The sequence below is a fragment of the Chloroflexaceae bacterium genome (genome assembly GCA_025057155.1).
In the GTDB taxonomy this organism is placed as follows: Bacteria; Chloroflexota; Chloroflexia; order Chloroflexales; family Chloroflexaceae; genus JACAEO01.
The window spans coordinates 284,246-294,805 of the sequence record JANWYD010000005.1 but is presented as its reverse complement, the minus strand read 5'-3'; the positions used below and the strand labels follow the sequence as shown (position 1 = coordinate 294,805).

At 66.7% G+C, this 10,560-nt stretch carries 9 protein-coding genes; 5 read left to right on the top strand and 4 right to left on the bottom strand.

The annotated features are described in order from the left end of the window. The 5 genes from NZU74_06225 to NZU74_06205 form a co-directional block, all read left to right on the top strand. Window positions 1-3,015, top strand: a 3,015-nt coding sequence (locus NZU74_06225) for an SDR family NAD(P)-dependent oxidoreductase (GenBank protein ID MCS6880912.1), incomplete at its 5' end; no start/stop codon positions are given. A gap of 148 nt (window positions 3,016-3,163) precedes the next feature. Then, window positions 3,164-3,844 carry a 4'-phosphopantetheinyl transferase superfamily protein gene (locus NZU74_06220; GenBank protein ID MCS6880911.1) on the top strand — a complete coding sequence of 227 codons (681 nt, stop codon included), beginning with the start codon at window positions 3,164-3,166 and terminating at the stop codon, window positions 3,842-3,844. Window positions 3,845-3,868: 24 nt separating this feature from the next. Next, a complete protein-coding gene (locus NZU74_06215) occupies window positions 3,869-5,410 on the top strand; it encodes an acyl-CoA carboxylase subunit beta (GenBank protein MCS6880910.1) in 1,542 nt (513 codons plus the stop codon). Between the two features lie 54 nt (window positions 5,411-5,464). Then, window positions 5,465-6,949 carry an ATP-grasp domain-containing protein gene (locus tag NZU74_06210; protein MCS6880909.1) on the top strand — a complete coding sequence of 495 codons (1,485 nt, stop codon included), beginning with the start codon at window positions 5,465-5,467 and terminating at the stop codon, window positions 6,947-6,949. Continuing rightward, window positions 6,946-7,440, top strand: a complete 495-nt coding sequence (locus NZU74_06205; protein MCS6880908.1) for a biotin/lipoyl-binding protein — start codon at window positions 6,946-6,948, stop codon at window positions 7,438-7,440. The genes NZU74_06210 and NZU74_06205 overlap by 4 nt, the downstream gene beginning before the upstream one ends. Window positions 7,441-7,612: 172 nt before the next feature. Here NZU74_06205 and NZU74_06200 read toward each other — a convergent pair whose 3' ends face one another. From NZU74_06200 to NZU74_06185, 4 genes are all read right to left on the bottom strand, one after another. Further along, window positions 7,613-8,044, bottom strand: coding sequence for a CBS domain-containing protein (locus tag NZU74_06200; GenBank protein MCS6880907.1), 432 nt, complete (start codon window positions 8,042-8,044; stop codon window positions 7,613-7,615). 202 nt (window positions 8,045-8,246) lie between these two features. Then, window positions 8,247-8,423: a hypothetical protein gene (locus tag NZU74_06195; protein MCS6880906.1), complete on the bottom strand. Its 177-nt coding sequence runs from the start codon at window positions 8,421-8,423 to the stop codon at window positions 8,247-8,249. 170 nt (window positions 8,424-8,593) lie between these two features. Further along, window positions 8,594-8,911, bottom strand: a complete 318-nt coding sequence (locus NZU74_06190) for a hypothetical protein (protein ID MCS6880905.1) — start codon at window positions 8,909-8,911, stop codon at window positions 8,594-8,596. Between the two features lie 446 nt (window positions 8,912-9,357). After that, window positions 9,358-10,491 carry a VIT1/CCC1 family protein gene (locus NZU74_06185; GenBank protein MCS6880904.1) on the bottom strand — a complete coding sequence of 378 codons (1,134 nt, stop codon included), beginning with the start codon at window positions 10,489-10,491 and terminating at the stop codon, window positions 9,358-9,360. Between the last annotated feature and the right edge of the window lie 69 nt (window positions 10,492-10,560).

Genomic DNA, 10,560 nt, shown 5'->3' with positions numbered 1-10,560 from the left:
GAAGCCTTCGGCATCCCCCGTATCGAGGACCTCAAGCTGCGCGACTACCCCACCCTGCGGCACGTGATCGGCTTCGTGCGCCAGCACCGGCCCGACCTGGCCGCCCCGGCGCCCGAACCGGCGCCGGCGGCGCCGGCTCCCGCGGTCGAGGCCGCTCCGGCGGCTGACCCCATCGCCGAGAAGGTGCTGGCGATTGTCGCCGAGCGCACCGGCTATCCCACCGAGATGCTCGACCTCGACCTCGACCTGGAGGCCGACCTGGGCGTGGACACCGTCAAGCAGGCCGAGACCTTCGCCGCCGTGCGCGAAGCCTTCGGCATCCCCCGTATCGAGGACCTCAAGCTGCGCGACCACCCCACCCTGCGGCACGTGATCGGCTTCGTGCGCCAGCACCGGCCCGACCTGGCCGCGGGTGGCGCCGTGGGCGCTGTGCCGGCAGCCGAGGCGCCGACAGCGGAGAGCGCCGCTGCAACGGTCGCCAGCAGTGAGCCGGTGATCTACGACATCAGCGAGGCCGACCGCGCGCCGCGCCGCGTGCCCACACCGGTGCTGCGGCCGCCACTGGAGCTTTGCAAGGCTACCGGCGTGACACTCGACGGCAGCCGGGTGGTGGTGATGTTCGACCGCGGCGGCGTCGGGCGCTCCCTGGCCTCGCGCCTGGAGAAGCGCGGCGCGCAGGTGCTCGGCATCGAGGCCCCGCCGTCCGACGAGGAGATTGACGGCATCATCCAGGGCTTCCTGGCCGAGGGGCCGATCGCCGGCGTCTACTGGCTGACGGCGCTGGACGTTGAGCCTGACCTGGAGGAGCTTGACCTGGAGCAGTGGCGTGAACTGAACCGCGTGCGGGTGAAGAACCTCTACCGCGCGGTGCGCGCCCTGGTGGTCGGGCAGCCTGAGGCCAACCCCTTCCTGGTGGTCGCGACGCGGATGGGCGGCCTGCACGGCTACGACGAGCACGGCGCGACCGCGCCCCTCGGCGGCGCCGTCACCGGCTTCGCCAAGGCCTACAAGCGCGAGCGCCCGGCGGCGGTGGTGAAGGCGGTGGACTTCGAGGCCAGCCGCAAGAGCGCCGAGCCGGCTGAGGCGTTGATCGCCGAGACCCTCTCTGACCCCGGCGTAGTCGAGGTGGGATACCACAATGGCCTGCGCTTCAGCATTGGCTTTGAGGAGCGCCCCGCCGCCGATGGGCAGCCGGGGATGCAGCTTGGCCCCGAAACGGTCTACCTGGTGACCGGCGCAGCCGGCGGCATCACCAGCGCGATTGTGGCCGACCTGGCCCGCGCGGGCGGCGGCGGTCAGTTCTTCCTGCTCGACCTGACCCCGACGCCCGATCCCGCCGATGAGCGCATCGCCCTCTTCCGCCAGGGCCGCGACGCGCTCAAGGCGGCGCTGATTGCCGAAGCGCAGGCGAAGGGCGAGAAAGTCACCCCGGTGCAGATTGACCGGACCATCATGGCTGTCGAGCGCTCGGAGGCCGCCCTGCGCGCCATCGAGACGGTGGAGGCCGCCGGTGGCACGGCCTTCTACCGCAGCCTGGACCTGCGCGACGGCCCTGCGGTCAGCGCTGTGGTCGAGGAGATCCGCGAGCGCTTCGGGCGAATTGACGTGCTGCTGCACGCTGGCGGCATCGAGATCAGTCGCGGCCTGGCCGATAAGCAGCCGGACGAGTTCTACCGCGTCTTCGACATCAAGGCCGACGGCTTCTTCAGTCTGCTGCGGGCGGCGAAGGGCATGCCGATCGGCGCCACGGTGGCCTTCAGCTCCGTGGCCGGGCGCTTCGGCAACAGCGGCCAGACCGACTACAGCGCCGCCAACGATCTGCTCTGCAAGATCACCAGCAGCATGCGGCATACCCGTCCGGAGACCCGTGGCATCGCCATTGACTGGACGGCCTGGGGCGGCATCGGCATGGCCACCCGCGGCTCCATCCCCAAGATTATGGAGATGGCGGGCATTGATATGCTTCCGCCCGAGGTGGGCATCCCCACTATTCGCCGCGAACTGACTGCCGGCGGCACCCGCGGCGAGATCGTCGTCGGGATGCGTCTGGGCATCCTCACCGAGGAGTTCGATGAGCACGGCGGCCTTGACCCGGAGAAGGTCGCGGCGGCCCTGGCCGCCCGCGAGCGGCCGCTCCTGATGGTCGGCGCAGTGCGCAAGGCCGGTCTCTACAGCGGCATTATCGCCGAGACGGCGCTCGACCCGGCGGTGCAGCCGTTCCTCTATGACCACAAGATTGACGGCACGCCGGTGCTGCCCGGAGTGATGGGCACTGAGGGCTTCGCCGAACTGGCCAGCCTGCTGGTCCCCGGCTACCGCGTGGCGCGCATCGAGCACGAGCGGCTCGACAGCCCGGTGAAGTTCCATCGCAGCCAGCCGCGCACCCTGGTGCTCAAGGCTACGGTGCATCCGGCGGGTGAGGGTGAACTGCTGGCGCACACCGAACTGCGCTCGGTCTTCCAGCCGGCGGTGGCGCCGGGGCACACGCCGCCTCCGCCTCAGGAGACGGTGCACTTCCACGCCACGGTGCGGCTGACCAGCACCCCCGCTACGGAGGCCCACGCCGAGCGGCCGCAGATGGCCGAAGACGCGCGGGTGGTGGAACGGTCGGACATCTACCGGGTCTACTTCCACGGCCCGGCCTACCAGGTGCTGGAGAAGGTGCTGATCGCCGGCAATATGGCCTTCGGTATGCTCGCCAGCGATCTGCCCCCCGACAGCGCCCCTGCCGAGGCCGAGCACCTGGTGGACCCGCGCCTGCTTGAGCTCTGCTTCCAGACCGCCGGGGTCTGGGAGATTGCCAACACCGAGACGATGGCCCTGCCATCGTCGCTGGAAACCCTGGAGGTTTACCAGCATCCCGAGGTGGGCAACGGGAAAGCGATCTACGCTGTCGTTACCGCTCAGGACGAAGGGGCCAGCTTCGACGCCCGGGTTATTGACGACGAGGGCAACGTCTACCTTGACCTGACCGGCTATCGCACATCGAAGCTCCCCGGCGTGGCGAAGTTCTAGCCTTCCGTTCACGCCCATCCGGCGGATCGGCGCCAGCCTGTTGGGCCGTAGCATCGGTACAGCCGGTGCTGCGGCCCAATGAAATCAATCCGCCACTCTGCCAGACGAGTTTGCACCGGGCCGCCTGGCGCGGCCCACGCACCAGCCGATGATTACCTGGCTCACCCAGACCGAACGCGATCTTCCGGCGCTCGCTCCGGCAACATGGCTGAGCCTGCCGGAGCGCGAGCGTCTGGCGGCGCTGCGGGTGGAAAAGCGCCGCCGCGAGTGGCTGCTGGGCCGCTGGACGGCCCGGCGTCTCATTCAGCGCCATCTGGCCGAAGCCGGGCTGGCCTGCGACCCGCGCGACCTGGAGATCATCGCCGCGCCCAGCGGCGCGCCCATTGTCCACGTGCGCCAGCCGGCATTGCGCGCGGCCCTGGAGGGCTGGCACCTGACCATCAGCCACAGTCAGGGCCGCGCGCTGTGCGCGCTGGCGCGCACCCCGGCCATCGGGGCCGATATCGAACAGGTGGCCCCGCGCCATCCTGCCTTCGTCGGCGACTACTTCACCCCCGCCGAGCGGGCGGCGGTCGCGGCGGCCCTGCCCGACCAACGCGAATTGCTGATTACGGCCATCTGGAGCGCCAAAGAGGCCGCGCTCAAGGCCCTGCGCCTGGGCCTGAGCATTGATACACGGCGCGTTGAGTGCCACGTGGCGCCCGCGAGCAGTGGCGCCTGGGCCGCGGTTACCATGTCCTGCGATCCGATCCTGGAGGCCCCGCCGCTCTGCGGCTGGTGGCGCGTGTCTGAAGGCTATGTGCTCACGCTGGCTGTGGGCGCCGCGTAGCGCTTAGCAAAGGGGAAAAACCTGATGGAGATGGAAGACTACATTCGGAAACTCCGCGAACGGAAGGCCATCGCCGCCGGTACGCCAAAGGATGCTGAAGCGCAACACCAGAAGGGCCGGCTCACCGCTCGCGAGCGTATCGCCCTGCTGTTTGATCCTGACACCTTTAACGAGATTGACACGCTGGTCTTGCCGCGTTATGAGAGCTACATGGGCGGCAAAGGCTCGCGCTATGGCGATGGCGTAGTCACCGGCTTTGGAAAAATTAACGGCCGGCAGGCCTTCGTTGCGGCCCAGGACGCCAGCGTAATGGGCGGCTCTCTCGGCGAGATGCACGCCAACAAGATCGTCAAAGCCATGCGCATGGCCCTGACCTATGGCTGCCCGTTCATTGCGCTCAATGACTCGGGCGGCGCTCGCATCCAGGAAGGGGTGGATAGCCTGGCTGGCTATGCGCGGATCTTCGACACCAACTGCGAAGCCTCCGGCGTCATTCCGCAGATCTCGGTGATCCTCGGCCCCTGCGCGGGCGGTGCGGTCTACTCGCCCGGCCTCACCGATTTTATCTTCATGACCGAGAACAGCTACATGTTCATCACCGGTCCGGAGGTGGTCAAGTCGGTGATGCAGGAGAACGTCAGCCAGGAGGAGCTCGGCGGCGGGCGCGTCCATGCCACCGAGAGCGGCGTGGCCCACTTCCTGGCCACCGACGACCGCGAGTGCCTCCAGAAGGTGCGTGACCTGCTCAGTTACCTGCCCTCGAACAACGTCAACGACCCGCCCTATGTTCCGCCCCGTGATGACCCAGACCGTCGCTGCCCCGAACTGGAGCATATCGTCCCCCTGGATCCGCAGAAGCCCTACGACGTGCGCAAGGTTATCGCCAGCATCGTGGACGACGGGCGCTTCCTCGAGGTCCACGAACTCTGGGCGCAGAACATGGTCGTGGGTTTCGCGCGCCTCGATGGCTATGTGGTGGGCATAGTGGCCAACCAGCCCCAGGTGCTGGCAGGCACGATTGACATCAAGGCGAGTATCAAGGCGGCGCACTTTATCCGCATCTGCGACACGTACAACGTGCCGATCATCACCCTCCAGGATGTGCCGGGCTTCCTGCCGGGCACCAGTCAGGAGTACGGCGGGATCATCCGCAACGGCGCGCGGCTGATCTACGCCTACTCCGAGGCGACCGTGCCCAAGCTGATGATCATTCTGCGCAAGAGCTACGGCGGGGCCTACTGCGTAATGAGCAGCAAGGGTCTGCGTGGCGATCTCCTCTACGCCTGGCCGAACGCTGAACTGGCGGTAATGGGCGCAGCAGGGGCGGTCAACATCCTCTTCCGAAACGAGGTCAAGGCGGCCGCCGATCCCGAGGCCCGGCGCAAGGAACTGATCGAGGAGTATCAGGAAAAGTTCAACAACCCCTACGTCGCTGCCGCGCGCGGCCTGATTGACGATGTGATCGAACCGCGCGACAGTCGCCGGGTGCTCATCCGCGCCCTGCACGTGACGCTCTCCAAGCGCGAACGGCATGTGCCCAAGAAACACGGGATCTCGCCGATGTGACGCGCAACCGCCGATGCGCCGGGCCAATGGCCCGGCGTCAGAGAAGGTGAACCCATGTTCAAAAAAGTGCTAATCGCCAACCGGGGCGAGCCTGCGGTGCGCGTCGTGCGCGCCTGCCGCGACCTCGGGATCCCCGTGGTGGCCCTCTATGAGCCGGACGACCGCGGCGCGCTCTACGTGCACCTGGCCGACGAGGCCTATCTGGTCGAACCGCCGGCCAGTTACCGCGACCCGGACCTGGTCATCTCCCTGGCCCGGCAATCCGGCGCCGACGCCGTCCATCCGGGCTATGGCTACCTGGCCGAACATCTCGATTTTACGCGCGCCTGCGAGGCCGAGGGGATCGTGGTGATCGGACCGGGCAGCGCGTGCCTGGAACTGACCACCAATAAGATCGCCGCCATCGAGCGGGTGCGCCAGGCCGGCTTTTCCACAGTCACCGCTTCAAGTCGGAGTTTCACACCCGACGAGGCCGATGCGCTCCGCGCCGAGGCCGAGCGTCTGGGCTACCCGGTGATCGTCAAGCCCTGGTCGGGAGGCCGGGGACGCGGCACCCAGGTCGTGCGCGAACCGGCGCGCCTGCTCGATGTCGTGCGCGAGGCCTCCTCCGCCGCCCAGGCCGTCTTTGGCAATCCACGCGTCTACCTCGAAGCCGCCGTGCTCCCTTCGCGGTACGTCGAGGTGCCGCTCCTGGGCGACAACTATGGCGCGCTTGTGCATATGGGCGAGCGGGACAGCACCATCCAGCGCAACAAGCGCAAGGTGATCGTCGAGTCCCCCGCCCCCGGCCTGACCCCGGCGCAGCGTGCTGCCGTCCGCAGCGCGGCGGTGGAGATCGGGCGTCTCTTCGGTTGCCGGGGGGCCTGTACAGTGGAGTTCGTTGTTGATACCGACGGCCAGTACTACTTTACCGAGGTCAAGCCGCGCCTCCAGGTCGAGCATCCCGCCACCGAGATGGTCACTCGCATTGACGCGGTGCGCGAGCAGATCCGCCTGGCCGCCGGCCAGCCGCTGGGCTTCGGCCAGGATGACGTGCGCATCGCGGGAACGGGCTTCCTCTGCCGGATCAATGCCGAGGACCCGTGGCGCGACTACCTGCCCAGTCCCGGGCGCATCGGCGTGTTTCGCGTGCCAGGCGGCCCCAATGTGCGCGTGGACACCTACGCCTTCAGTGGGGCCGAGGTCTCGGTGCGCTACGAGTCGCTCTTCGCCAAGCTCACCGTCTGGGGGGCCAACCGCGAGGAAGCCCTGCATCGCCTGCGCCGCGCTCTCACCGAGTTCGCCATTACGGGGATCAACACCAACATCAGCATGCTGCGGCAGATGGTAAGCGAGCCGGATTTCATCGCGGGCGTCTACGACTCCGAGTTCAGCCACCGGCGCCTGGAACCGGCGGCCCGCCCTGACCCGGAGAGCCTGCGCGACCTGGCCGCCGTAGCGGCGCTGGCCTTCCTGGCCCGCGCCCAGGCCGCCCGCCCCGTCACTCCGCCCGCCTTCACCAGCGGCTGGCACCGCGATAGCAGGAGGCTCCCCCAATGAGCAAGCTGCATGTAACTATTGAGGGCCACGAATTCGTGGTCGAGGTGGGCGCGCTGCCCAGAAGCGATGAACCGGTCACGCTGACCATCAACGGAACCCCGTTGACGGCCAGCGTCTCATCGCTGGATGGGCCGGAAGCAATCGAGTGGGCCGTGGTCGGCACCCATCCCTACGAACTTAGCGTAGATCCAGATCTGCGCTGGATTGACACACCCCAGGGGCGCTACCAGATCCAGGTGCGCGACCTTGAAGCCACAGTCACCCGACCCCGCAGTGGTGACGGGCGCGTCAAGGCCCCCATTCCCGGACGCATCGTGCGCGTCCTGGTGGAACCCGGCCAGACCGTCCAGGTTGGCCAGCCGGTAGTGGTGCTGGAAGCGATGAAGATGGAGAACGAGATCCAGGCGCCGCGTGCGGGCATCGTCAGCGATCTGCACGTTAGCCCGGGGCAGGCGGTCAAGCTCCATGAGTTACTGGTGGAGATCAGTTGACCGCCGGGGTATGGTCCTCATCCTCCCCCCAGCCCCCTCCCTCTCCACCTGTGATGGAGAGGGAGGGGGCTCCGAGCGCAGCGAGGCGGGGGAGGGTGAGGACCATCGCCCGACGGGAACAGTCTAAGCGTGCCAGGCCCTCATACCAACCTTTTCAGGACCCAGAAACGCCTCACTCCTCGGGGAGGCACCGCTCCAGCACCAGCCGGAGAATATCGGTCTCGGTGATGATTCCCACCAGCCGGTCGTTGTCCACCACTGGCAGGCCGCTGAGGTGGTGCTTCAGCATCAGCGCCGCTGCTTCGCGCACCGGCGCCGTCATAGCGACCGAGATCGGGTTGCGCGTCATCACCTCTTCCACCACCGTGCCGGCCAGAGCAAAGCGCGCCTCGTGCCAGCCGGCTTCAGTGCGCTGGAACGATCCGGTGCCTTCAATATCGCTGCGTGTCACAATTCCGACCAGTTGCCCATCCGCTACCACGGGCAGGCGATGGATCTTGTGCTGACGCATCCGCTCATACGCCTCGACCGCGGAAGTGTCCGGTCCAACCGTCAACGGATCTCTGGTCATCCAATCCTGCACCAGGAGTTGCTGGCGGTCCATCGTCATCTCCTCATGTTCGACACAGCTTTCGAAGCCGGCGAAGCGATTGCCACGAGCCCGCAAGCCACCAATGCCCGGCAACGATCACGCGGGGGTGTCATAGGCATTATAGGGCCTCTTCCAACTTCGTGCACGGAGTAGGTAGTCTCCCGGGGCTGACGTTTCCGCGATCACAGCACCGCGACATGTAGCGCGAGTAGCATCATGCCTCCTTCGAACGTGCCGCGCCAGCACCGACCAGTCGGACGAGCACGAGGAGGCCAACGAGGTCGAACACGAAGAAGTTGAGGGCGAGCGCGCCACACTTCCCGCAGCCGCCGTCGAGCCGTAGCGCCTGGACCGTCTCACGCCAGCCATAGGAACCCGCGAGGTCAGGCATGCAAGCGCCTGGCCTTGTTGCTCTTCGCCGTGAATTACGCCCCGGTTCGCTCCGAAGTGTCATGCCTTCGCGGTTGGATGTCTGACGGCTCAACCTGTATTCCGGCATGGGCAAGGAGCTTATGAAGGAGCGCATTCTGGTACTCGAGATGCTGGAGAATGGCATCAATCTCACGTTCGGCGCGCACATTGATTTCGTAGTCGCTCTGCGCGTGCAGCTCCGCATGGCAACCCTGGAGATTCTGCCCAACCATCAGTGCGGCGAAAGACGTGGAGCAGAAACGCGCCCATCGCTACCAGGCCGGCCGGGAAGGCGACGTTGATGACAATGGCCATCTGCGCGATCAACCAGAAACCGGCGGTACGCACGTGATGACCCGGAAGCCAGAGCACCCTGGCATAGAGCGCCGCAGTGCCGGGGGGGTCGGCAATTTGAACGTTAATGCCGCAAGCAGCCACCACGGATTGGCGGTAGTCAATACCTGCCATAGCTCTCTGGTGTCAATGGCTCGCAGCGCCAACCGGAGCACCAGCCCCAGACTCAGCGCAGCGAGCGCGTATTGGAGCCATATCCGACGTGCGTCCTGGCGGCGTTCTCGTAGCTTTTCCATCATCAGAGAACTCTTGGAATGCAGCCACCACCTACTATCCGGTGAGCGCGTGTGCGCCTGCTCACCGGTGGTTTATCCATCGACGGCATAACCTTGCTCCTCGAGGCCGCGCCTGACATACGCGGCGATAATCCGCTCGTCTTCAACAATCAGAACCCGCATAGCAGCGCCTTACCTGTCGCTCCCGCGGCCGCTGCTGCAAGCGAAGCCTGAGCGCCAGCAGCGCCTGTATGTGGCGATATTCCGCTGAAGCGTGTCTGCTCTCCTGGACTTCATTCTGACAAAGCAAGGGTAGCGCAGAACCATGAACCCGAGATGAAATCGCTAGCCACCTATGGATACACCGATCAACCGGCCAATGCCGAAGGTGATCCCGGCTGCGAGCAGGCCTACCAGCACCTGCCGCGCACCTGAATACCAGACGCTTCGACCGGTCAGGAGGGTGATCGCGGCGCCGATGCCAAACAACCCCAGGGCGCTGAGGGCCACGCTCGCCGCCGCCGCCTCGGGGCCGCCGATGAAGAAGAAGGGAGCGACAGGAACGATCGCGCCAAGGGCGAAGAGCAAAAACGACGAGATCGCCGCCTCCCAGGCCGAGCCTCCAAGCTCCGACGGGTCAACGCCGAGCTCCTCGCGAGCCAGCGTGTCGAGCGCCGCGGGCCGGTCGGCGATCAGGCGCGCGGCCAGAGCCTGCGCCTGATCCTCAGGCAGCCCTTTCGCCTGATAGATCAGCGCCAGTTCCACCCGTTCCTCATCGGGGTGTTGCTCCAGTTCAGCGCGCTCGATGGCGATCTGGCGCTCGTACAACTCGCGTGAGCTCTGCACCGAAATCCACTCGCCGAGCGCCATCGAGAATGCGCCGGCCAGCAGACCAGCAAGCCCGGCTATCAGCACACTACGCCCGCTGGTGTCGGCCCCGGCCACGCCCATAACCAGACTAAAATTCGAGAGCAAGCCGTCGCTCGCGCCGAGCACGGCTGCGCGCAGGGCGTTGCCGCTGCCGGCACGGTGCCGACCCTCGAGTTGCGCGATCACGCCGCCCTCCAGCCCGCCCGGCGCGCCGCCGATGATGCTCTGCAACACGCGGGCATGACTGCGCTCCTGCGCGGGGAGCAACGTCGTGCGCGATTCCGGCTGGGCCGCGTAGTTGCGGCTGTCCATCCGTTCCAGGTCGCCAATCGTGGGCAATACGAAGGCCGGTCCAAAACGGCGCGCAAGCCAGATCAGCGCCCTGGTGCGCCAGCCGAGGCGCCTGGCCGGTACCGGCGCGCCGGCCGCCTGAAGTTGCTCCTCCCAGAACCGGGCATGCTCAGACTCCACGGCAGCGAGCCTGCGATAGACCTCGGCAAGATTCGGCTGGCGTTCGACCTCGGCGAGCGCCCAGTAGAGCGCGGCGCTCTCGATCTCATCCTGCCAGTTCGTTCGATAGCGCCGGACCTGTTGCGATTGATCGCTCATTTGAACGTATTAACTCCTATGCAGCGCAGTCTCTCAGGAGGTGTTACGCGAGGTTGCCGCGCGGTCATC

What these genes read in the sequence shown, in the direction of transcription:
- NZU74_06215 (MCS6880910.1), top strand. Translation starts at nt 3,869, where the DNA reads ATGGAGATGGAAGACTACATTCGGAAACTCCGCGAACGGAAGGCCATC.
- NZU74_06200 (MCS6880907.1), bottom strand. Translation starts at nt 8,044, where the DNA reads ATGGACCGCCAGCAACTCCTGGTGCAGGATTGGATGACCAGAGATCCG.
- NZU74_06195 (MCS6880906.1), bottom strand. Translation starts at nt 8,423, where the DNA reads ATGCCTGACCTCGCGGGTTCCTATGGCTGGCGTGAGACGGTCCAGGCG.
- NZU74_06205 (MCS6880908.1), top strand. Translation starts at nt 6,946, where the DNA reads ATGAGCAAGCTGCATGTAACTATTGAGGGCCACGAATTCGTGGTCGAG.
- NZU74_06190 (MCS6880905.1), bottom strand. Translation starts at nt 8,911, where the DNA reads ATGGCAGGTATTGACTACCGCCAATCCGTGGTGGCTGCTTGCGGCATT.
- NZU74_06210 (MCS6880909.1), top strand. Translation starts at nt 5,465, where the DNA reads ATGTTCAAAAAAGTGCTAATCGCCAACCGGGGCGAGCCTGCGGTGCGC.
- NZU74_06220 (MCS6880911.1), top strand. Translation starts at nt 3,164, where the DNA reads ATGATTACCTGGCTCACCCAGACCGAACGCGATCTTCCGGCGCTCGCT.
- NZU74_06185 (MCS6880904.1), bottom strand. Translation starts at nt 10,491, where the DNA reads ATGAGCGATCAATCGCAACAGGTCCGGCGCTATCGAACGAACTGGCAG.